Origin of the sequence: Paraphotobacterium marinum (assembly GCF_002216855.1) — a bacterium.
Classification (GTDB): Bacteria; Pseudomonadota; Gammaproteobacteria; order Enterobacterales; family Vibrionaceae; genus Paraphotobacterium; species Paraphotobacterium marinum.
Map to the genome: position 1 here is coordinate 576,897 of NZ_CP022355.1, position 23,317 is coordinate 600,213.

General features: G+C 31.0%; 20 protein-coding genes. 3 read left to right on the plus strand and 17 right to left on the minus strand.

Features of this window, described 5'->3' with window-relative positions:
* Positions 1-201: 201 nt before the first annotated feature.
* Positions 202-933, plus strand: a complete 732-nt coding sequence (locus CF386_RS03150; protein WP_089073011.1) for a hypothetical protein — start codon at positions 202-204, stop codon at positions 931-933.
* A 1,168-nt stretch (positions 934-2,101) separates the two neighbouring features.
* Here the strand turns inward: CF386_RS03150 and CF386_RS03155 are convergent.
* The 17 genes from CF386_RS03155 to CF386_RS03235 form a co-directional block, all read right to left on the minus strand.
* On the minus strand, positions 2,102-3,286 hold the full coding sequence (locus CF386_RS03155; RefSeq protein WP_089073012.1) for a glycosyltransferase family 4 protein: 1,185 nt from the start codon (positions 3,284-3,286) through the stop codon (positions 2,102-2,104).
* A gap of 5 nt (positions 3,287-3,291) precedes the next feature.
* A complete protein-coding gene (gene wecB, locus CF386_RS03160) occupies positions 3,292-4,419 on the minus strand; it encodes a non-hydrolyzing UDP-N-acetylglucosamine 2-epimerase (protein WP_089073013.1) in 1,128 nt (375 codons plus the stop codon).
* A 1-nt stretch (position 4,420) separates the two neighbouring features.
* The gene (locus CF386_RS03165; protein WP_089073014.1) at positions 4,421-5,545 is read right to left on the minus strand and encodes a polysaccharide biosynthesis C-terminal domain-containing protein; all 1,125 of its coding nucleotides are present in this window, start codon (positions 5,543-5,545) and stop codon (positions 4,421-4,423) included.
* Positions 5,542-6,567, minus strand: a complete 1,026-nt coding sequence (locus tag CF386_RS03170) for a polysaccharide biosynthesis protein (RefSeq protein WP_089073015.1) — start codon at positions 6,565-6,567, stop codon at positions 5,542-5,544. Before CF386_RS03170 ends, CF386_RS03165 begins: the two co-directional genes overlap by 4 nt.
* A 56-nt stretch (positions 6,568-6,623) precedes the next feature.
* The gene (locus CF386_RS03175; protein ID WP_089073016.1) at positions 6,624-7,760 is read right to left on the minus strand and encodes a hypothetical protein; all 1,137 of its coding nucleotides are present in this window, start codon (positions 7,758-7,760) and stop codon (positions 6,624-6,626) included.
* Positions 7,747-9,099, minus strand: a complete 1,353-nt coding sequence (locus CF386_RS03180; protein ID WP_089073017.1) for an O-antigen polymerase — start codon at positions 9,097-9,099, stop codon at positions 7,747-7,749. The genes CF386_RS03175 and CF386_RS03180 overlap by 14 nt, the downstream gene beginning before the upstream one ends.
* Complete coding sequence (locus tag CF386_RS03185; protein WP_089073018.1) at positions 9,096-9,296, minus strand: hypothetical protein; 201 nt, start codon at positions 9,294-9,296, stop codon at positions 9,096-9,098. Before CF386_RS03185 ends, CF386_RS03180 begins: the two co-directional genes overlap by 4 nt.
* A 1-nt stretch (position 9,297) precedes the next feature.
* Positions 9,298-10,005, minus strand: a complete 708-nt coding sequence (locus CF386_RS03190; protein WP_089073019.1) for an acylneuraminate cytidylyltransferase family protein — start codon at positions 10,003-10,005, stop codon at positions 9,298-9,300.
* Between the two features lie 37 nt (positions 10,006-10,042).
* On the minus strand, positions 10,043-11,086 hold the full coding sequence (locus CF386_RS03195) for a nucleotidyltransferase family protein (RefSeq protein ID WP_089073020.1): 1,044 nt from the start codon (positions 11,084-11,086) through the stop codon (positions 10,043-10,045).
* A gap of 246 nt (positions 11,087-11,332) precedes the next feature.
* Complete coding sequence (gene neuC / locus CF386_RS03200) at positions 11,333-12,484, minus strand: UDP-N-acetylglucosamine 2-epimerase (RefSeq protein WP_089073021.1); 1,152 nt, start codon at positions 12,482-12,484, stop codon at positions 11,333-11,335.
* 32 nt (positions 12,485-12,516) lie between these two features.
* Positions 12,517-13,515, minus strand: coding sequence for an N-acetylneuraminate synthase (neuB, locus tag CF386_RS03205; protein WP_089073022.1), 999 nt, complete (start codon positions 13,513-13,515; stop codon positions 12,517-12,519).
* A 3-nt stretch (positions 13,516-13,518) separates the two neighbouring features.
* Positions 13,519-14,103: a PglD-related sugar-binding protein gene (locus CF386_RS03210; protein ID WP_089073023.1), complete on the minus strand. Its 585-nt coding sequence runs from the start codon at positions 14,101-14,103 to the stop codon at positions 13,519-13,521.
* The gene (locus CF386_RS03215; protein ID WP_404824954.1) at positions 14,100-15,245 is read right to left on the minus strand and encodes a LegC family aminotransferase; all 1,146 of its coding nucleotides are present in this window, start codon (positions 15,243-15,245) and stop codon (positions 14,100-14,102) included. The genes CF386_RS03210 and CF386_RS03215 overlap by 4 nt, the downstream gene beginning before the upstream one ends.
* A complete protein-coding gene (locus CF386_RS03220) occupies positions 15,235-16,227 on the minus strand; it encodes an NAD-dependent 4,6-dehydratase LegB (RefSeq protein ID WP_089073025.1) in 993 nt (330 codons plus the stop codon). The genes CF386_RS03215 and CF386_RS03220 overlap by 11 nt, the downstream gene beginning before the upstream one ends.
* 1 nt (position 16,228) lies before the next feature.
* Positions 16,229-18,019 (minus strand): ABC transporter ATP-binding protein, encoded by a 1,791-nt coding sequence (locus CF386_RS03225; RefSeq protein WP_089073026.1) that lies wholly within the window; start codon positions 18,017-18,019, stop codon positions 16,229-16,231.
* 15 nt (positions 18,020-18,034) lie between these two features.
* Complete coding sequence (locus CF386_RS03230; protein ID WP_089073027.1) at positions 18,035-19,219, minus strand: nucleotide sugar dehydrogenase; 1,185 nt, start codon at positions 19,217-19,219, stop codon at positions 18,035-18,037.
* 174 nt (positions 19,220-19,393) lie between these two features.
* Positions 19,394-20,251 carry a LysR substrate-binding domain-containing protein gene (locus CF386_RS03235; RefSeq protein ID WP_089073028.1) on the minus strand — a complete coding sequence of 286 codons (858 nt, stop codon included), beginning with the start codon at positions 20,249-20,251 and terminating at the stop codon, positions 19,394-19,396.
* Between the two features lie 284 nt (positions 20,252-20,535).
* Between CF386_RS03235 and CF386_RS03240 the strand changes: the two genes are divergently transcribed.
* Both CF386_RS03240 and ilvD read left to right on the plus strand, forming a co-directional pair.
* A complete protein-coding gene (locus CF386_RS03240; RefSeq protein ID WP_089073029.1) occupies positions 20,536-21,471 on the plus strand; it encodes a branched-chain amino acid transaminase in 936 nt (311 codons plus the stop codon).
* The gene (gene ilvD / locus CF386_RS03245) at positions 21,472-23,310 is read left to right on the plus strand and encodes a dihydroxy-acid dehydratase (protein WP_089073030.1); all 1,839 of its coding nucleotides are present in this window, start codon (positions 21,472-21,474) and stop codon (positions 23,308-23,310) included.
* Positions 23,311-23,317 lie beyond the last annotated feature (7 nt).

Sequence of the window (23,317 nt, forward strand, 5' to 3'; positions counted from 1 at the left end):
TATAATTTATTATGATATCTCATTAGGCTCCTGAATATCAATTCATATCTGTCTATCTATCTATCTATCTATCTATCTATCTATCTAAGTTTGCTGAATTATTTGCAGATTATAAATTACATAATTAATTGAATTCGTGTTATAATTTTCTTTAACAAATAAATTATAAAATAATTTAAACAAAAATTTTAAGGTTTTGTAATGAATGAAACAAGTAATAATGTAATAAAGCTTAGTGATATCATTAGGATTATAATAAAACATAAAAAAATAGGTATTTCAGTATTTATTTTATTTTTAGTGGCTACACTTTTTTTTACACTCAACCATACAAAGGAATACAGCTACAAATTAAGTATTAGTGGTCCAACGTTTCAAAATATGTCAACATCGATTCAACATATTAACTGTCCTACCTTTTCTCGGATAGCTAATCAAAAGTTTAATTTGTTTGCTGTGGAAAACCTTCAATTAATTAAAAAATATAATGTAAAAAGTATCCCTGAAAAGTGTGAAATGGGACTAACTGCCACAGGAACTGAAGATCAAGCTGCCTCCATAAAACAAATATCCCACGATCTTATTAATTCAATTTATTCAGATAAAAAATATTTAACCATGATTGAAAACTGGAAAAAATTTACTTCTGACGCAATACCAAAAATTGGAATGAATAACGCTAATCTTATAAGTAGTAATACGTCAGAGGCTTTTTTGAAAGCTCTTATACAAGATCGTAAAGCTGTAATAAATAGTCTCGATGAAAAACCTAGCAAAAGTATTCAAATGACAAGAAGCTTATACCCTACAAACATGTCCAAAATACAGATATTTGTACTTGGCTTAGTTTTATCAATAATAATATCTCTCTTTTCTATTTTTACCGTCTATATTATTTCCAACGTTCGTCAAGAATTTAAGGATAACAATTAAGTAGTACTAGATAAGTTTTTCTCTTAAATAAAACTGTTAATTATTTAGATTTTACTTAAGAGAAAAACACATTAATTCGTTTTCTTTGTTTAAAAAAACATTGGCTCATCTCCCTCTTTGTAAAGAGTTAAGTTTGCATATGGATTACCATGCTTTCACTTGAATCGAGATGTTGCCCTTTTAATTAAAGACTTCAACTTTCTTTTAGATAAAATAACCTTAATGATACCTCTCCCTTCTGATAATAAAGGGAACATCATAATCACGTTCGATATTCTGTCACATATGTGTAAAAGACGCGGCAAAACCATATTATATAACTAGTGTGTATAGGTATACCTCAATTTTTTAATAACCCAGTTATATTTAAAATTAAACTACTCATATATAAATGTTAGTACTGTGAAACAGGAACTACTACAAATATGAGTTATAAGATTAAATATCCTAATAGAGGTAAAGTACCGAAATGCTTAAGGGATAGTATTTACTCAGATGAGTTCAAAATATCGTTAATGAAGTATGAATTAGTTCTATAACGGTTCAAACGATGCTCATTAATCTAACTATTAGAGAGATTGATGAATCAATACTACGATATAGAGACAATTAGTGTTTATGAAATAAGTAATCGTATGGGCTATCAGTACAAAAGACAAATACGTAAATTTGATAATTTTGGCTATGCTTGATAGCCGAAAGAATGACAATTATTTGGGGTTTTTAGAGCCTAGTCCAAATTACCTCAAAAGATTGTTAAACAGGAATGCGCAGATATTAGTGACGGTTTCTAAATGTAGCAATAAAGTGTTGAGCAAGCAGAAAGTTGTCGTTAATAGTTATCATGTACATGTATCAAATTTGTATCGTGTAACGCAACATTAGAACAAAGAAATAAAAAGGGAACCAAGAGGAATAGGTATTTGCAAAACTCTTTTATCAAGCACTTTATCAGTTCGGTTAGTAAGAATTTTTATTGAAAAAATCTATGCCTCTGAAATCAAAAAAATATCATCTGCAGATACAGATATATGGAAATTAAGTCATTTAAATTATGGACCGAAACAAAAATCCCTTTGTTTTTCGGGCAACAAAATGATAATAAGCTAATTCTCACTAACGGATTATAATGCTTAGATAAGTTACTAATACTTTGAGAAACTTAACTCTACTTTATTACTTGCGTGGCTGCTGCATCCACAGAAAAACATGAAACTAATAATGCTAAAGAGTTTTTTCTCATATTCTCTCTACCATCTGTATCATGAATCAGATTTATTGCATTTTGCAACAATTTACTATCCTCTCCTGAAACAGAAATAAGGCCAGCACCAGAGTCATTAATAAGCTCCTTTAGATCATTCCCTGAATTCACACAACCCAAGACAGGAAGACCCTGTGCTAAGTAGCCCAATATTTTACCCGGGAAATTATGTGTTTTATGGTCTCTATGAAGACAAAACAAGCCTATATCTGATATTTTTTGAATCGCAAAATACTCATTCTGAGAAACTCCTGGAAGTAGTGTAATGTTTTCCAGCTTCAAACGCTTAATTTCAGATTCTACAAGCTCATATTCATCACCTTGCCCAATTATAACAATATGTACTTGCGTGAGATGCTGGAGGCCAGCTCCTAAACGCACAATATTCATCATATCTTGTGCATGCCCAATATTTCCTCCATAGATCATTATAGTTTTAGATTCTAAATTATACTTCCGCCTAAAATCTTTATTGGGAGCGATAGGTTCAAGAAAACTTTTGTCCACCCAGTTATACAGCACTTCTGTTATGTTCTTATATTTATTGCATGTATACTGATTAAACCATTTTAAATTTTCTGGAGACATAACCCCAATTTTATCTGCTGACTCATAGCTAATTTGCTCATAGTGCCTAAAGAACTTTGCAATTAATGATTTCTCTTTGATCATCCCTTGATCAATAACCCATTGAGGAAAAAAATCCCTTAAAACTAAGTAACTAGTTGCATTATATTTTCTTTTTATTTTCTGAATAAGCTTTCCAAAAAAAATAGGGGGGGAAAAATAAACAACCAACTCCGGCTTTAAACAATAATTATTCTTAAATCCCTTCCATGCTTTTCTTGATAATGATAACTCGCTAATTAATCGTCGTACTTTAGATGTGTTTTTATTTACACCAATTTTATATCTAATTACATCAACACCATCAATTGTCTCTCTTAACTTTTCCTTTCTAAAAGTTGGCATTAATGCAGTAACATTATGTCCCTCATTAACTAAATGTACAGCTAGCTCATGCTGCATTTTAGGTTGAACTTTTCTACTTAGAGGTATGTATTCGTCGGCAATTAAAATGATATTCATGACCGTTATTTACGCCATATAAATTGATTAATAATAGGTGTGTAACCTTGGATAATACGAGTTATTTTATTTGATACATTATCGTCTTTATAGTCATGAGGCAGCACATAGCGATCATGATCATAATCAAATGTCTGCAATAATACTGTTGAAGCCTGTAAAATTGATTGCTTATCAATTCCCGCCACGACTACCGTACCTTTATCAACCGCTTCAGGTCTCTCTGTACTAGTACGAATTAAAATACCTGGAAAAGATAATATTGCCGACTCCTCGCTCAATGTTCCACTATCAGAAACAACTAAGTAAGCATTTTTTTGCAATGCATTATAGTCACTAAAACCAAAAGGCTTCATCAGTTGTAAGTTAGGATGCAATGCTACCTTGCGCTTCTCTAAAAAAGCTTTGCTTCTTGGATGAAGGGAGTAAATCACAGGCAAATCATACGTGCTAGCAAGCTCGTTAAGTCCCTCCATTAATAAAATGAAATTTTTCTCAGAATCAATATTCTCCTCTCTATGAGCAGATACAACTATGTATTTCCTTTTTTTTAAGTTGAGTTCATCAAGAATTACACTTTGTTCTATTTTATGAAGATTTGCTTTTAAAACCTCTGTCATAGGCGAGCCGGTGACAAATGTATATTCTTTTTTAGCTCCCTCACTTAACAAATAACGACGACTATGCTCAGTATAAGCTAAGTTAACATCACTAATACAATCGACAACCCTGCGATTTATCTCTTCTGGCACATTTTGATCAAAGCACCTATTACCAGCCTCCATATGAAATACTGGAATTTTAAGTCTCTTTGCAGAATACGCAGCTAAACAACTATTAGTATCTCCCAACAATAATAAAGCATCTGGCATGTGTTTTTTCATTACATCGTATGATGATGAGATAATATTACCTATTGTTTGGCCAAGTGAGTTACCAACTGCGTTTAAATATTCATCTGGATTCCTTAGCCCTAAGTCATCAAAGAATATTTGATTAAGCTCATAATCATAATTCTGCCCTGTGTGAACAAAAACTTGTTCAAAGGAAATATCTGCTTTTTTTATAACCTCAGATAGACGAATAATCTCAGGTCTTGTTCCAACAATTGTCATTAATTTTAATTTTTTCACATCAAACCTCTAAAAAATATGTGTCCGGATTTTTTCTATCAAACTCTTCATTACACCAAATTAAAACAACTAATTCATCTGTTCCTATATTAGTAAAATTATGAGTGTAGCCCAAAGGAACTTCTACCACCTCTTTTTTATCTTCTGAAGTTTGTAATTCAACAATATTTCCTGAGTCAATACACCTAAACTTGAATGCACACTTGCCTTTAATCACTAAAAATTTTTCTTGTTTAGAATGATGAAAATGATTACCCCGAACTATACCCGGTTTGGTCGTAGAAACTGAAATTTGTCCAGATTTACCTAATTTAAAAATTTCATAGAAACTTCCTCTTTCATCAGCATATTCTTCTAAGGTATATTTGATGTGTTTTTCAGGACAATAACTTAAAAAAGTAGCAGATAAAGCTCGATTGAATCCATCTGATCTATTTGAGATTTTGAGGTTACGTTGACCATCTTTTATATCGTTCAGGAAATTAAAAATATTTTTTATTGTTTCTTTATATTGTGGGTTGATAGAAAAATAATTAGAACCAATTTTACCATTCATTATTATTTCATTCATTTTTTCAATCAAAGTTTTAATTACATCATCAACATAAACTAGGTTCAAAATTTGATTTTCGTTTTTTATGTTTAACGGAATATCGCGCCATAAATTGTAACACATAGTCGCAATAAATGAATTATAATTTGGTTTACACCATTTACCAAAAACATTAGGAAGCCTTGAAATCGCAATAATCGCCCCAGTTTCTTTTTGGTAGTTTAACAGGGTTTCCTCTGCAGCCAACTTAGATAAACCATAATCATTATTTAATTCAGCTTGTATCGATGATGTATAAATAATTGGAGTTTTATTTTTTTTAGAATAATCGACAAGCTTTTGTGTGTAATTAAAGTTACCTTCAATAAAACCTTCTCTACTTTTAGGTCTATTTTCACCAGCTAAATGAATTAAAATATCAGCAGACTCAACATATTGTTTAAGTTTCTGATCTGACGTTGATCGACAAACTTTGATAACATCAAACTCAGAGAAACCTCCATATTCAAGATGAGATATAAAGTTTTTTGCAATAAAGCCCTTTGAACCCGTCACTAAGATTTTCTTTTTCATTTTATAACCTTAAAGTGCTTTAAGTCTAACTGAATTTCCCTTAGATTTAATAATAATTTTTTTAATTCAGTTTTATTCAGTCTGTTGGTATTATGGGAGTGATATTCATCTGCTTCCGTGATAACTTTTTCTCCATCAGCAAAAAATTGATCATAGTTCAAATCACGATCATCAGATGGAATTCTATAATAACCGCCAAGATCCACAGCTTTCACTTTTTCTTCGCGTGTCAATAAAGTTTCATATAATTTTTCGCCATGTCTGGTACCTATTACTTTGATGGGGTGATTTGGCTTATTAACAAGTTCTCTCAAAGTTTCTGCTAGCAACTCAATAGTAGCTGCTGGAGATTTTTGTACAAAGATATCCCCATTTTTACAATTTTTAAAAGCAAATAGGACCAATTCAACTGCTTCATCCAAACTCATCATAAATCGAGTCATAGAAGGATCTGTAATTGAGATTTCTCGATCGTTTTTAATTTGTTCTAAAAATAAAGGAATCACAGAACCTCTTGATGCCATAACATTACCATAGCGTGTGCAACATATAGTTGTTTCATTGGTACAGTTTCTAGATTTGGCAATAGCAACTTTCTCCATCATTGCTTTACTAATACCCATTGCATTAATTGGGTACACTGCCTTATCTGTACTCAAAACTATCACTTTCTCAACTTTATTTTCTATTGCAATATTCAAGACATTTTCTGTTCCCAGGACATTTGTTTTTACTGCTTGTGTGGGATAGAACTCACACGAAGGAACTTGTTTTAATGCTGCAGCATGAAAAACATAATCCACACCACTCATCACATCTTTTATAGAGTTTAAATCTCTAACATCACCTAAATAAAATTTTAATTTTGATGAATTATATTTCTTTCTCATATCATCTTGTTTTTTTTCATCACGAGAAAATATTCGAATTTCAGAAATATCTGTTTCCAAAAATTTTCTTAAAACAGCATTCCCAAAAGAACCTGTTCCCCCAGTTATTAATAAAATTTTGTTTTTAAACATATTCACTTAAGCCTTTAAATCTAAAAAAGTTAAAGATACACTTTAAAGTATTTCTTTTAACTAAAAATACAATTATGAACGTGATTTGCAGCATCTTCCATTCTATTATAATTTTGCAAAAAACAAACCTCTTGACCCATAGCCAGATACTCATCTCCTAATGATGATCCATGAGTAACCATCATATCAACATAGGGATAAATATCAGTTATAAACGATACTTTATCTAGTACATTATTAAATTGATCTTTATATTCAAAAAGTGGATGAATTTTAACATATATAGCAACGTCTAATCCTTTAGTTTTTTCATAAAATCTTTCTATAAAAGACAATTCTGCTTCAACTGAAACAGGAGTGGATGCAATAAAAATTCTTTTTTTGTAAGAATCTTGCATTTTGGTAAGTTTTACATGTTGCTTAACATAATTAAATGACCTAACTTGATAGTAATTGGAAAAATATTCGTATGATTGAGCATTAAAACAGAAAAGTTCATTGATAGTTCCAAACTTGAACTTAAACACTATATCATTTTTCACCTTTCCATGCTGCACAAGTGTAAATTTATCCATAGAAATATGAGATGCTAAAAATGACCATCTTTGATAATGGCCATTAGCAATTACCCTATCTACTCCAGATTTTTCCATTCTTAACAAAAGAAATACATACATGCTTACTAAATAAATATCATTAAGGTGTAATTTTAAACTAGAGTAAATAAGCTTTTCTTCCTTTTTTTTAAGCAACCGAACTTCATTTATTACTCGAATACTCAAAATAAAGGCTTTATACTTATCTTTCATCAAACAATATTTAGCAACCCCTTTATAATTTAAATTTATATGCAATATAGGCGATATTTTAGTTAATGATATATCTTTAATTGTTTTAATTGAAAAGATGAAACCAATGTTTTTGTCTGTTTTTAATAATCTTTCTTGACCAGAAAAAAGACTCAATAAAAACCTAAAAAACACATAAATATATAAGACATACCAAATTTTGCTATATGTTTTAGATAAAAAAGAAAAGACAATATACTTTGGCTTTGAAAAGCTAAGGACTTTTAAACTCTTATATAAGAATGAGCTAGGATATTTTCTATTTCGAGATGAACAATAACTTAAAAGATCTTTATCTAAACAAATTTCATTATAATAAGCTTGAAGTATTTTATTTTTTAACATAATAAATCACTTTCATTGAAAGATAAAACAAAAAAAAGAAAACTATCATGACTATAATATCCCATGGTATTACAGTAGACCTCAAAGTTGAAAAAATCCTAAAAAATAAGAAAATATATATCGGCCAGAAATATAAATTACAATCAATAAATAATTTGTATAATTTCGAAATAATAGCAGCATAAATAATTAAAGGTATCCAGCCAAATAACATACCGTACCAATTGAAATATAGATCAGTAACCAATGGCCATTGTTGAGTGGCACCCCAGGATTCCCATTGTCCAGGAAAATAAACTTTCGTCAACATAACTGACAGATCAAAGTTAGCATTAGGATTACCCCCTCCCATTATTGCCGCATATTTGTTCAAAAAAAGTCCAATCGTCTGCATGAATTGAGGTTCATAGTTATTTAATACTATGTCTTGAAGATAAAACACATTAAAGTATGACATCAAATATTCAATAGATGTTTGAAATGAATTATAAAGACCATCAGATCTTAGATAATTTGCAAAACCTAAAAATAGAAAAAAAAGCAGCCCCATTACAAAAATCTTGGTATTTGTAATTTCAATTTTATAAAGCCAAGGAGAAATCATCATAACAAGAAAAATAATAAAGGTACTTTTAAATCCCTGAAAATACGACAAGAAAAGTAAAAATAATACGCCAAGTAAAAATGGAATGAATTTTTGTTTAAACTGTCTTAAGTAAAGACCTAGCATAAATGCAACTAGCGGTGAAAGATATCTTATAATAAAGCTTAATCCCCCTACTCCTTTCCTACCTGTTAGATAAGTTGTTTTGTAATCAGTAACCCAGGCTAATATTCCGCCAGTTTGGATAATAAATAAGGAAAGGAAAGCTATCATCACAAGTATTACACAACAAAAGAGAACCGTAGATATCTGATAACTAGGAAAGTTTGTAACTTTCATGTTTCTAGTAAAATAGGAAAATGAAAGAAATAAAATCAAATATACATATAGTATTTGAACGAAAAGAATAGGGTGGAAACTTAACCAGTTTGGAGGCGCCCATGGAAGAGTATATTGTATATCATAAGCTTGAAAAATAAAAAATATTAAACTCGGTACAACTACATACAAAAAATGAAAAATAAAAACTATATTATTCGGATGAAAAATCTGTTTAGGTTTATCGATGAAATAAAGCCAAACAATTATCACATCTACACAAAGGATTTGTGTTATCGATACTGATTCATCATCATAAAAAGAAAAAGTTGTAGCAACTAATAACAGTAAAAATGCAAGAACATTAATTATTCTCAAACATTTAATAGTAATAACTTGATTTTGATACAAACTCATAGTGAAAACCCATCACTAACAACAATATTTTGCCCAATAACAAATGCACTCATATCGCTTAAAAAACAAATTAATGTTCCGTTTAAATCATCTGAATTCGACACTCCTATGCCTTGATGCTTGACTATTTCTTGAGAAAAATATTGACCTATTAGTCTATCTCCTCCTGTCACAACAACAACTTTATCAGAGATCATATTAATTATCCCTCATTAAAAATTCAACAAACTTAAAGTCTACAGCAGTATCAATATCAATTGATCTCTCTTCAGGCATCACGTAAAGACCAGTTTTATCTAAAAAAAGAGAATCTTCTTTTAATATAATATCTCTTTTCCAAATATAAATTGAACCATTAATATCATAAGTTTTCGGTGCATCTTGTCTTCTCAATACAGTTTCATCCAAAGGCTTAGATAAATTGACTCTTCCATCCTTATCCTCCTCTACGAGGTTAAAATAAGGACTTTTTCTGCTTGGCATTACCGAAAAAAGATTATCAAAACCCTCTCTTTCGAACAATTCAAGAGAATTAATAATATCTTCAACAGTTCTTAATGGTGAGGTTGCATCCAAATCGATTAGGGTATCAAATTTTTTCGAAAAATGACTTTCTGAGCGAATGAAGGCATCCCTTATAACAGGTACTTTCCCAGCTGTATCAGATGCAAGATCATCATCTCTCTTAAAAAAAACTTCAGCACCATATTTGATTGAAATTTCAGCAATTTCATCTGAATCTGTACTAACTACGATGTGCTCAAATAACTTAGAATCTTTAGCACGCTGTATGGAGTGAGCAATAAGTGGTTTTCCAGAAAGCTCACGTATATTTTTGTTTTTCACTCCTTTTGAACCACCCCTAGCACAAATTGTACATAAAATTTCTTTACTATTTTCAATCATTTATTTTTTACCTTCATTGATTTTTGTTTGACTACTTTCATTCAAAAATATCCTTATATTCAGCATTAGCCTGATGATATTCATTAATTCTTCCAATATCTAGCCAATATTCATGGATTGGAAACGAGCTTATTCGATGGGATTGATTGATTAGTTCTGTTAATAATGTTGGCATATCATAAAATTTATCTTTAGGAACTAAGGGTAGTATTTCTGGTTCAAGTAAATATATACCCGAACTAACAAAAAAACTATGGACCGGCTTCTCTTCAATCTTAGAAACAAAGCCATTTTTTGTTTTTAATACACCATATGGAACTTGAAAGTCATATTCTCTGACACCAACTGTTGCTATTGATTTTTGTTCCAAGTGAAAGTCTAACAATTTTTGGAAATTAATATTAGTTAGTAAGTCTCCATTCATTACAAAGAATGGCTCGACTATATTTTTACTATTCAATAGGCTTAGAGCTCCAGCTGTTCCTAAACGATCTTTTTCTTCTAAATATTCAATTTCAACGCCTAAATGACTTCCATCTTGGAAATAATTCTTAATCATTTCTGCTTTGTAATTAACGGATAAATAAAATTTCTGAAAACCTGAATCAACAAATTTTTTAATTATAATTTCTAAAATAGGTTTATCACCAACGTTAAGTAAAGGTTTTGGGGTTTTATCTGTTAAAGGTCTCAAACGTGTACCTAAACCACCTACCATCAAGACAACAGCATTTTTCTTCTTCTGCTTTACAGTTTTAGTTGATTCTACTCCAATTACCTGGTTGCATGAATTTATTAAAATTAGTTGTGAAACTTGTTTTTGTTTTGCTTTGTTTTTTATTTCTGCACTATTGAATTGATTATTTAACACAATAGGATTTAAGTTACACACTTTATCAATCCTATCATCTAAACTAATATTATTTAATAAACCTCTTCTTATATCTCCATCTGTTAAAGAGCCAACCAATTCATTATTATCTTTTACGACGACAAGAAATTGACTTCCTAATAGATCTAGAGTTTTCATAGCTTCTTTGATACTAATATAGTTCTTTATTAAAAGCTTTTTAAAATCCATAAACATTACTCTCATTATACATGTTTATTATCATCTTAATTTTTTTTTATGATGCTAAACAATAGGTAAGTTAAATATTTCTTTTTCAATATAAATTAATAATTTTTACAAACCTTAATAACCTAAACTTAAATTTTCTAAATACACCTGCTCTATCTATTTTTAAATTATGGTTTTGGATAGATTATTTTTGATTTGTAGACAATCATTTTTTACGATCATAAATCATAAATCATAAATCATAAATCATAAATCATAAAACTTTTTAAACAAAAGTTTATCTAAGTCAAAAGTCTTTATTGTGTTAATAATTTTATCTGCAGTGCCACCTTGACCATATAAGTTTTCAACATTTAACAGTTTTTTTTGAAATTTATGTGAGTATAGTTTATCAAAAGCAGACTTTAAAGAGTTTTCGGAATTTTCACAAGATATTATACTATCACCACATATCCTACCTTTTTGTCTATCACCAATATTAATAGTTCCTATTTTAAAGCTGGGGACTTCTATAAGACCACTTGAACTATTACCAACAACACAATCAACATATTGTAAAGCACTAAGATATCTTAGTTGACCTAGTGACATAAAAAAAACGGATTTGTTTTTGTTTTTAATTACATAATCTTGAATTTTTTTGTTAATAATTCGACCATCAGTATCACTATTTGCCCCTGTGAAGATAATATTTGTATTTTCTAGTTTATCAATCACATTTAATAAGTTTGTAATATCTTTCAAAGCTGTATCTTTTTCTAAAGTAACTGGGTGGTATGTAACTAAAATATTTCTTTTATTTAATTTCATTCCTATTGATTTTTCAAAATCATTTTTTGATAATAACTCTAAATTTTGAATGTTATCAATTCCTAACGCTCCGACATTAAAAACTCTCTTTGGATCCTCTCCCATCTGTATAACTCTTTTTCTATAAACTTCAGTCGACGTAAAGTGTAATTGACTCATTTTAGTCAAGCTGTGTCTAATCGCCTCGTCTATACACCCTTCTGTCGTCTCACCGCCATGAAGGTGAGCAACTGGTATTCTTAAAACCATTGCTGATGTCACAGCTCCCAAAATTTCAAATCGATCACCTAAAACAACTAGTATATCAGGTTTTAACTCATCTAAACTTTCTGAAAAGGAAATAGTAGCCAAACCAATAGACTTAGAAATACCTACTGGAGTATCAGATGACAGTAACATTTCTATTTTCTTGTTAACAACAAACTTATTTTCAATTTCTTTAAAAGTTAATCCAAACTCAGAACTTAAATGCATCCCAGTAACAATAAGCTGAAGTTCAAGCTCAGGATCTCTTTTGATTTTCTCCATTAAGGGCACCAAAAGCCCATATTCTGCTCTTGTTCCAGTAATTATACAAATTTTTGTCATAATTTTTCTCTTCAGCCACAAAATTAATTCAGTTAAATCAATTCGTCTTCATCATAATTTTTTTGTGCAATTGTATCTATAATTGAGTCCCAAAGCATCGGGCTTAAACCAGTTCCTGGACGTTTAGCAATGATATTGTCATCAGTAAACTTTTCTCCTTTTTTGATTCGCTTGCTAGCAACTATCGATTTTCTGGCAACTTTCATGTTAGAAGACTCACTTTTACTGGGTTTTTTCACCCCTGTACCCATAGCAATCTCAATATTTCTAATGGCAGATACCATTGCTTTAAGCTCTTTAGGCTCAAGCGACGCTTTATGATCTGGTCCATCCATTTTTTTATCTAAGGTAAAATGCTTTTCTATTACACAGGCACCTAATGCAACTGCTGCTATCGGAACTTCTATTCCAAGTGTATGATCTGAATATCCAACTTTAACTTGAAAGGTATTGGCAATGGTTTGCATTGCCTTTAAATTAACATCACTCATTGGAGTAGGATATTCAGTATTGGCATGAAGTACAATAATATTTTCTTTTTTCGAGCCTGCTTTAACTAAAACATCTAAAGCATCCTCAATTTCGCCAATATCAGACATTCCTGTTGATAAAATTACTTTTCTGTCCAAACTACCTATAGCTTTGAGATATGGTAAATTTGTTATTTCTCCACTACCAATTTTAAAAATATCCAATCCTAGCTTGTTGAGTAAGAAAACACTCTCATTATCAAAAGGAGTCGATAAAAACATAATGTTTTTTTTCTGACAATAGCTTATAAGTTCTAAATGTGCATCTTTATCTAACTCTAATTTTTTTATCATTTGAAACTGAGTTTCATCTGAATCTGTTATTTTTTTTTGATATTCTGCTTTTTCCGCATGTTTTGATACAAGTTTTTCTGCTTTAAAAGTTTGGAATTTCACTGCATCAGCACCTGCTTCACTAGCTTCATCAATAAGCTTTTTTGCAAGTTTCAATGAGCCATTATGATTAACACCGGCTTCGGCAATAATAAATGTTTTGTGCATAACTTATCCTTTTACTAATTGATTTGCCTTGATAAATGACATTTCAGGTACAATAGTTCCATTCACAACTACTGAATTACTACCAACAAATGAACACTTACAAACTCTAGAGTCTCCATTAATTATTGTAGCCGTCGAAATATGACAATGATCATGAACTTCAACACCGTGCTCTATCAGAGACTTTGTATTAATAATACAGTTTTTACCAATTTTAGCATTTGAATTGATTAATGCCTGATGCATTACAATAGTACCTTCATCAATAAATACATTTTTCGCTATATATGCTAATGGAGAGATAATTACTGGTAAACAATAATCTAGCTTTTTTAACTTGTTATATAAATTAACTCTAATGTTATAATTTTTAATTTGACCAACAGTGATTAAGGCATATTTTGTGATAGCTTTTAAGTTTGAAAGCTCATCATCGCCCCCTAGAACAGGGTAACCAGACACATCGGTACCAACTCTTAAATTAGGGTCAACTATACCAATAATTTCAAACTTTTTAGATTTTTCTATAACATCTATGCAAGACTCACAATGTCCCCCACCTCCAATAAGAACTAATTTGGGAATCATAATCTAACACTGCTTGGTATATTAATGATTGACTCTTCCAGAGCCTTAGCATTTGATAAATCTGATTTAAATGCGTGTTTAAACATAGGGAGTTTATTCATTAATGTCCAAATAGGTCTTGTCATTACTTTTGAGCTATTCGTTTTTTCAAGAAATAATTCTCTCTCAGACGGTTCTTTCAATCTCAAAGCATTTAACCAATAATTTGATTTAGAGTGGGAGGGTTCTGAAATAAATTTTGCCCATTTGATGTCATTAAAAAAGGATTGATATAAATAAGCTGTTTCTCTCTTATTCCGAATAAAAATATCCAAGTTTTCAAGTTGTGCACACAATAAAGCAGCATTCAAATTTGGCATACGATAATTGTACCCAACCTGATCATGATCAAATCTCCAAGCGTGCTTTAATTTAGCGGTAGTTGTTAAATGCTTAGCTTTAAGTGCTAAATTTTCATCATTTGTAACTATAGCTCCACCTCCTCCAGAGGTGATAATTTTATTTCCATTAAAACTAATTGCTGAAAGATCGCCGAAGCTACCCAGCTGCTGATTTTTATATGACGTTCCTAAAGACTCTGCTGCATCTTCAATCAGTTTAATATGGTATTCAGAACATATTTTCTTAATTTCATCTATGCGACATGGATGTCCAAAAGTGTGCATTGGGACGCAAGCAGTAATTTTTTTTCCAGTTATTTTGTTGTAACAGACACCGTCTCTTATTTCAGCGTTATCAAGAAGAAAATTTTTTAAGGAAATTGGTGACATTCCCATCGTATCTGAGTCTACATCAACAAACACAGGATGAGCTCTACAATAAGAAATAGCATTACATGTAGCTATAAATGTTAGTGGCTGTGTAATGACTTCATCATTCTCTTTAACATTAGCTAATAATAAACACATATGAAGTGCCGTAGTTCCATTAACTGTTGCAACCACATGCTTAACACCTAACTTTTCTGCTAAATTCACTTCGAATTGATCGACAAACTTACCCACTGATGAAACAAATGTTGAGTCTATACATTCGTTAAGGTATTTTTTCTCATTTCCGATAAAGAGAGGCTCATGTAAAGGTATAAATTTTTTATTGGAATAAATGCTTTTTACAAAACCCACGAATTCATCATACATTATATATATTCGCCTTGTATTTTTCTAAATTAGATTTATTTGAAAACCATTCACATGTATTCTTAAGTCCTAATTTTATATCAAACTTCGGTTTAAAGCCAGTCAATTGATTGATTAGCGAATTATCACACCACAACCTAAATACTTCACTTTTATCGGGGCGAAGACGAACATCTTCAACTAAAAAATTCACATCACTATTCATTATTTCTTTAATTAAGTTTAAAGTATCTAAAATAGAAATTTCAAAGTTTGAGCCTATGTTTACGGTTTTCCCTATGGAGTTATCGCACTCTGCAATAGCGATAAACCCTCTGCACGTATCTTCAACATAGTTAAAATCTCTTGTTGGAGAAACATCACCTAATTTTATTTCTTTGATGCCATTAGCAATTTGAGTAATAATTGTTGGTATTACAGCTCTTGCTGATTGTCTAGGACCGTAGGTATTGAATGGTCTAGCTATCGTTAAAGGCATATCAAAAGCATTATAAAAACTCATTGCCATAGCATCTGAACCAATTTTACTTGCGCTATATGGGCTCTGTGGCTGTAAAGGATGTTTCTCATCAATTGGCACATATTGAGCTGTACCATACACTTCACTGGTTGATGTATGAATAACTCTTGAACAACCATTTTCCTTAGCGGCTTGACATATATTTAAAGTTCCAGTTACATTTGTATCAACATAGCTACCAGGAGCAACATATGAATATGGAATAGCTATAAGAGCTGCCAAATGAAATACAACATCCACACCTTTAGTTATTTCTTTACAATAATGAGGGTCTCGTATATCACCGTTAAGTACTTCAATTTTATCTAGGCACTTTACATCTTCAAGCCACCCCCAATAATTGAATGAGTTGTATTGACTTAAAGCCTTTACCTTAGAACCTTTCTTAACTAATAACTCGACCAGATGAGAGCCGATGAACCCATCAGCTCCAGTAACTAAAACGGTTTTTCCTTTTAATAACATATTAACTCTCTTTTATATTGTGATGAACTGCGATATTAGAAAAAACCTCACATTTTTCTAACAATTCATTGTATGTTCCAGATGAAATTAATTTACCTGACTGCATAACATGTATTACATCATAATCTTTAATAGTACTGAGACGATGTGCAATAGTTATTATAGTCAGATCTTTCAGTTTTGAAATTACAGATGTAATATCTTTCTCCGTTTTATTGTCTAGTGCAGAAGTTGCTTCATCCATAACTAAAATTTTTGGTCTTTTATATAAAGCACGCGCAATACCAAGCCTTTGACGTTGTCCTCCTGATAATCTAGTGCCAGATTCACCAATTACTGAAAACTCTCTTTTGTCAAGGCTACCAACAAAATCAAGTAATTGAGCCGACTTCAAACAATCTTTCACAAGCTCATCGTCAATCAAATCTTCATCAATACCAAAAGCAACATTTTCTCTAATACTTTTATCATAAAGAATTATAGATTGAGGAATATAAGCAAATAATTTTTGATATCTCGTTTTTTTAGACTCACTATCGATATACTCCCCATCTAGATAAATTTTTCCTGATGAGGGTTCATACATACCCAAAATTACATCGACTAATGTTGTTTTACCTGCTCCAGACTCTCCAACAAATGCAATTTTTTGATTTTTATAAATTTCAACATTTACACCATCAATTGCTTTTGTTCCATCTGAAAAATTAAAATAAAGATCCTTTAAATTAATGGAGTGTTTAAAATTTGTCCTTTCACTTTTTGATTTATTGGAAAAATAATCTTTATTTGGAATTTCTATTTTATTTAACTCTTCATAAATAGAAACTAGTGCTGGCATGCCATATTTAATTTGAACTAATGCTTGAGTCAATCTATTTAAACTAGGTAAGAGTTGAGCAGCGGCAACCCCGAAAACTCCAAGTAATAAAAACATGTTTTGTGAGGACTCACCATACAAAACAAACCCACATAATACACACATAACAACTGTAAGCCCTATAAACTCAATTAACATCCTTGGTGCTGATTGAAACGTTAACTGGAATGAGCTTGAAGTATTAATAGAGTTAGCTTCTTTTGAGAAGTTAGTTAAAAACTTTTCTTCATTATGATAAAGTTTTGTTTCTTTAATACCTGTAAGTCCATCTAAAACATTTTGAGTCATTGATGTCCATGATTTTGATCGCCTCAAACTATAAAACTCTATTTTTTTCTTGATAGCTCTCATAAACAAATAAACCCCTAAACCTAAAAATAATGCAACTAAAGATGTAAACACTGGATTAAGGTAAAACAAAACAATAATAACAAACATTGAAGAAAAAGTTTCAGTAAAAACTGTGCCCAAAGGTGCAACAATATAGTTTGAAAAAAGTGTTGTTTCATTGTTAACGATTTTAATCAAATTTGGTGTGTTACGATTCAAATGATATTCATAAGGTGCTGTTATATAACCTGAAAAGAGTTTTTTTTGTATTTTTGCAGTTAAACTAAATAAAAACTTATACTGATAATTAATCAACATCAGAGCAACAGTATTTTTTATAAAAAAAGCCATGACTAATAGCACAGTAAAAAAAACCATCAACTCATGGTAACTCCAACCTTTAGCTAAAGAAAAGGACATTATCTTTTCCGGTTGAATGAGTAAGTTAATAAAAGGGATAACAACCCCAATTCCTAAGACCGAAAAAGCACTACCCAAAAACAAAACTAAGATGTATTTGAGGAATTTTTTTTTGTCTTCTTGATCCAATATATTCGTAAAATAGTATTTAAATTTATTCATAATTATTCTTATTTCTTAAATATCTTGATTAAAAATATCTCGTGTAAATACTTTATATTTTACATCGTTTAATTCATCAACCATGCGATTAGCTAATATAATATCTGAATTTTTTTTAAAATCATCAAAGTTTCTATAATTTCTGGAGTTATAAAAAGTATCATCTCTCATTTCTGGCTCGTATATTATAACTTCAATTCCTTTAGCTTTAACTCTCTTCATAATTCCCTGAATTGCACTACTCCTAAAGTTATCAGATCCTGATTTCATAACCAATCTATATATACCGACCCGTTTAGGGTTCTTTTCAATTATAAGAGATGCCAAGTAATCTTTTCTTGTAGTATTAGCTTTTACAATTGCTTCTATTAAATTAGACGGTACGTCTGAATAGTTTGCTAATAATTGTTTTGTATCTTTGGGTAAACAATATCCACCATAGCCAAAACTTGGATTATTGTAATGATCCCCAATTCTCGGATCCAAGCTTACCCCTTTGATAAGATCTAAAGTATTCAGGTTATGTGTTAATGCATATGTATCTAATTCATTAAAATAGGCTACTCTCATAGCCAAGTATGTATTTGAAAATAATTTAATAGCTTCTGCCTCAGTTGAGTCAGTAAAAAGAACTTTAACATCTGGCTTCTTACTACAGGATCGTAATAAATTTGCAAACTTTTCAGCTCTTTCACTCTTTTCTCCAACTACAATTCTAGATGGATATAAATTATCGAATAAGGCATTTCCTTCCCTCAAAAATTCAGGAGAAAAAATAATATTGTCTGTATTAAATTGGGCTTTTAATTTTTTTGTATAACCTACTGGTATAGTGGATTTAATAACAATAGTACTTTTAGGGTTAATATTTAATACATCTTGAATAACATTTTCAATAGATGAAGTATTAAAATAATTTGTTTTAGGATCATAATCTGTTTGTGTAGATATAATAACGAACTCAGTATCTTTATAAGCAAACTCTTTATCTGTAGTTGCGCACAAATCAAGTTTTTCACTGTTAAGATATTCTTGTATCAAAGAGTCTGAAATTGGAGACACTCTATTATTGATTGCATCTACTTTTTCTTGAGAAAGATCCAATGCTACGACTTTGTTTTTTTGAGATAACAGAACTGAATTAGACAAGCCGACGTAACCAATACCTACAACAGTAATCTTAACGTTATTTTTTTTCATATAAAACCCAATTTTATGTAAAGACAATCTTTAAATAATTATTTGTAAGCTAACTAAATCTGAAAAATTTAACAAATAAAAGAACAAAATGATAAACCAAAGTATTAAAAATATCAAAAATTTATCCATTTTTATGTAAATTATCTATATAGCTAAAAGTCAAATCCCAATCTTTTAATCACTATAAAACATCTCTCGCATAAGTGCATTCACCAGACTATTCTTTTCAGTCTTGTAGAGAACCCCTAAAGAAAAACATGGCAAACTATCTAATTGATATTTGCTAATCTTATTAGATACTGGACAAAATTCTAATACTGGCTCTGGGATAATACCAAAACCATAACCCAAAGAAACCATATTAGCTATAATTTCATTACCTGTGACTTCAGCAAAAATAGGGGGGGTTAAGTTATTTATTTTCAGCCAATTATTTATTTTTGCTCTTATGAAACCTTGAGAAGGTAAAATAATAGGATGTTTAAAAATACTATCAAGGCAGAAGCTTGTTTTGAAATTAGTTGGATAAATTAATATTAGCTTTATTTCAGATAAATTAAAAAAATTAGTATTTTGTAAATTTTGAGTGGGTTTTATACATATTGATAAGTCGCACTGTCCAGAAGCAACGTATTTAAAACCCATTTCATGATCACCCGTACTTACACTTATAGCGATTTGATCAGAAATATTTTGTATTTTTTTAATCAAAAAGGGTAAATGACTGTAACTAGCTGTAACGGAACTAAAAATCTTCAGCTTACCTGAAAATGTATGTTTTTTATTTAAAGAGCTTTTATAATCAAACCAAATTTCATCTATTTTTTTGGCTGTTTCTAATAACTTTTTTCCCTGTTCAGTTATTCGTACGACTCTATTATTTCTTTCACAAATAATAAAACCTAATTCATCCTCCATTCCTTTAATAATTCTGCTCAAAGCAGATGGTGTAATATTATTTTCTAGCGCTGTTTGAGAAAAATTCTTATGATATGCGAGTCGTACAAAAAGTTTTAAGTTCCTGATATTCATGTTTATGCCAATAATTCAATTATTAGTTGAAAATATATCACTTTAGAAAAAAAAAAAATTAATATAGTATTAAAGTAAAAAGATTTATCTTAGTTTTAAGATATAACTATAACTTATAATTATACAAAATAAACATTAATCATAAAACATTGTTAACATTCAATACAGTAAATTGAAGTAATTAAAGATGTTTAAAAAAAAGACTACTGAGTTAAGTCAAAGTTGTCATCATGGTAAGCTCAATCTAACGCCTTTTATCATGAGTTTCAAAAAGAGAGAATTAAATGAAAAAAAAAGCAAAGTATATATGGTTTAAAGGAGAAATTGTTCCATGGGAAAATGCCCAAGTACACGTACTATCGCATAGCCTTCATTACGGAACCTCATTCTTTGAAGGAATTCGTTGTTATGAAACACCCCAAGGTCCATGTGTTTTCCGATTAAATGAACACATTAAAAGGCTTAAAGACTCTGCAAAAATATACCATTTTGAAATTCCATATAGCTTAAAAAATCTCAGTGATGCTTGTATTGACATTCTTTTGAAGAATAATCTTTCAGCTGCGTACATTAGACCTCTTGCTTTTTTTTCTGATGAATTTGGCCTTGGCGTATGTCCCCCGGAAAATGTAGATATGAATATAATGATTGCCGCTTTTCCATGGGGATCATATTTAGGTAAAGAGGCTTTAGATAAAGGAGTTGATGCAATGACTTCAAGTTGGAATAGAGCAGCACCAAATACAATACCTACTGCAGCAAAAGCTGGAGGTAATTACCTATCATCCGTTTTAGTTGGAAGTGAAGCTCGACGCCATGGTTATCATGAAGGTATAGCTCTTGATATTAATGGACTTTTATCAGAAGGTGCCGGTGAAAACATATTCATAGTCAAAAATAACACATTAATTACTCCGCCTGCCACAAATTCTATTTTACTTGGTATTACTAGAGATTCAGTCATTCAAATTGCCAAATATCTTAATATTGAAGTAAAGGAACAAGCTATTACAAGAGAATCATTATATTTGGCTGATGAAATTTTTATGACAGGAACTGCTGCTGAAGTCACTCCCGTTCGTAGTGTTGATAAGATTACAATAAGTGATGGTAATAGAGGAGAAATAACAAAAAAAATTCAAGATTCATATTTTGGATTGTTTAATGGCAGCTTTGAAGATAAATGGGGTTGGCTCACAAATATAAAGGAGAAAAATTAAATGCCTTCATATAGATCTAAAACAACTACCCATGGAAGAAATATGGCTGGAGCAAGAGCACTCTGGAGAGCTACTGGGGTCAAAGACAGTGACTTTGGAAAACCTATAATTGCTGTAGTAAATTCATTTACCCAATTCGTACCTGGTCATGTTCATCTAAAAGATATTGGTCAACTTGTTGCTGCTGAAATAGAGCGCTCAGGTGCAATAGCCAAAGAGTTTAATACAATTGCAGTAGATGATGGCATAGCTATGGGACATGGTGGAATGTTATATTCTTTACCTTCTAGAGAGCTCATTGCTGACTCTGTTGAATATATGGTAAATGCACACTGTGCAGATGCAATGGTTTGTATTTCAAATTGTGATAAGATCACGCCTGGTATGTTAATGGCTTCTATGCGATTAAACATACCTACAATTTTTGTATCAGGTGGTCCTATGGAAGCAGGTAAAACCAAGCTTTCTAAAGATACGATAAAAATCGATTTAGTTGATGCCATGATAAAAAGTGCCGATCCTAATATTTCTGATGAAGAGTCAGAAAAAATTGAAAAATCTGCATGCCCCACATGTGGATCATGCTCGGGTATGTTCACCGCAAACTCGATGAATTGTCTAACTGAAGCATTAGGTTTAAGTTTTCCATCTAATGGTTCCCTCTTAGCAACACATTCAGATAGAAAAGAGCTTTTTCTAAAAGCTGCACGCCAGATAGTCAAAATAACAAAAGATTATTACGAAAAGGATGATTATCGAGTTTTACCTAGAGAAATTGCATCAAGACAATCTTTTGAAAATGCAATGGCTCTTGATATTGCTATGGGGGGTTCTACAAATACAGTTCTTCACCTCCTAGCTGCAGCACAAGAAGGAAATATAGACTTTGATATGAATGATATAGATTTAATGTCAAAAAAAATCCCACATTTATGCAAAGTAGCCCCATCAACCCCAAAGTATCACATGGAAGATGTTCACAGAGCTGGTGGTGTTTGGAGCATTCTTGCCGAGCTTAATAGAGCAAATTTATTGAATTCTGACGTTTTTAATATACAAGGAAAATACTTTCATGAATTGGTAGATGAGTTTGATATAATGACAACTCATAACAATGACATCAAACGTCTTTTTAGTGCTGGTCCTGCTGGAATCAGAACCACTAGAGCCTTCTCTCAAGATTGTCGATGGGACAATTTAGACACTGATAGAAAAAATGGTTGTATAAGAAACATTGAGAACTGCTACAGTCAAGATGGAGGATTAGCTGTATTAAAGGGAAATATAGCTATAAATGGATGTATCGTAAAAACAGCTGGCGTCGATCCATCTAACCTTTACTTTAAGGGAAAGGCTATCGTTTTCGAATCTCAAGAAGATGCTGTTAAAAATATATTAAATGGAACTGTACAAGCAGGACATGTTGTAGTTATAAGATATGAAGGACCAAAAGGTGGTCCAGGTATGCAAGAGATGCTCTATCCTACAACATACCTCAAATCAATGGGGCTAGGAACAAAATGTGCACTCATAACTGACGGTAGATTTTCTGGCGGAACTAGTGGTCTTTCAATTGGTCATATTTCTCCAGAGGCTGCTAATAAAGGTGCTATTGCTTTAATTCAAAATAATGACATTATTGAAATAAATATTAAAACAAGAGCTATTAATCTTTTAGTACCAGATGATCTATTAAAAGAAAGATATACAAAGCAAGCACTAAGTGGATGGAAACCCAAACAAAGAAAAAGAACTGTCTCTGCAGCTTTAAAAGCATATGCTTCCTTGGCCACAAGTGCAGATAAAGGTGCTGTTAGAGATTTATCTAAATTAAAATAAGTAATAA

Coding starts and splice junctions, on each gene's coding strand:
- CF386_RS03150 (WP_089073011.1), top strand. CDS start 202: ATGAATGAAACAAGTAATAATGTAATAAAGCTTAGTGATATCATTAGG.
- CF386_RS03155 (WP_089073012.1), bottom strand. CDS start 3,286: ATGAATATCATTTTAATTGCCGACGAATACATACCTCTAAGTAGAAAA.
- CF386_RS03165 (WP_089073014.1), bottom strand. CDS start 5,545: ATGAAAAAGAAAATCTTAGTGACGGGTTCAAAGGGCTTTATTGCAAAA.
- CF386_RS03170 (WP_089073015.1), bottom strand. CDS start 6,567: ATGTTTAAAAACAAAATTTTATTAATAACTGGGGGAACAGGTTCTTTT.
- CF386_RS03175 (WP_089073016.1), bottom strand. CDS start 7,760: ATGTTAAAAAATAAAATACTTCAAGCTTATTATAATGAAATTTGTTTA.
- CF386_RS03180 (WP_089073017.1), bottom strand. CDS start 9,099: ATGAGTTTGTATCAAAATCAAGTTATTACTATTAAATGTTTGAGAATA.
- CF386_RS03185 (WP_089073018.1), bottom strand. CDS start 9,296: ATGATCTCTGATAAAGTTGTTGTTGTGACAGGAGGAGATAGACTAATA.
- CF386_RS03190 (WP_089073019.1), bottom strand. CDS start 10,005: ATGATTGAAAATAGTAAAGAAATTTTATGTACAATTTGTGCTAGGGGT.
- CF386_RS03195 (WP_089073020.1), bottom strand. CDS start 11,086: ATGGATTTTAAAAAGCTTTTAATAAAGAACTATATTAGTATCAAAGAA.
- neuC (WP_089073021.1), bottom strand. CDS start 12,484: ATGACAAAAATTTGTATAATTACTGGAACAAGAGCAGAATATGGGCTT.
- neuB (WP_089073022.1), bottom strand. CDS start 13,515: ATGCACAAAACATTTATTATTGCCGAAGCCGGTGTTAATCATAATGGC.
- CF386_RS03210 (WP_089073023.1), bottom strand. CDS start 14,103: ATGATTCCCAAATTAGTTCTTATTGGAGGTGGGGGACATTGTGAGTCT.
- CF386_RS03220 (WP_089073025.1), bottom strand. CDS start 16,227: ATGTTATTAAAAGGAAAAACCGTTTTAGTTACTGGAGCTGATGGGTTC.
- CF386_RS03225 (WP_089073026.1), bottom strand. CDS start 18,019: ATGAATAAATTTAAATACTATTTTACGAATATATTGGATCAAGAAGAC.
- CF386_RS03230 (WP_089073027.1), bottom strand. CDS start 19,219: ATGAAAAAAAATAACGTTAAGATTACTGTTGTAGGTATTGGTTACGTC.
- CF386_RS03235 (WP_089073028.1), bottom strand. CDS start 20,251: ATGAATATCAGGAACTTAAAACTTTTTGTACGACTCGCATATCATAAG.
- CF386_RS03240 (WP_089073029.1), top strand. CDS start 20,536: ATGAAAAAAAAAGCAAAGTATATATGGTTTAAAGGAGAAATTGTTCCA.
- ilvD (WP_089073030.1), top strand. CDS start 21,472: ATGCCTTCATATAGATCTAAAACAACTACCCATGGAAGAAATATGGCT.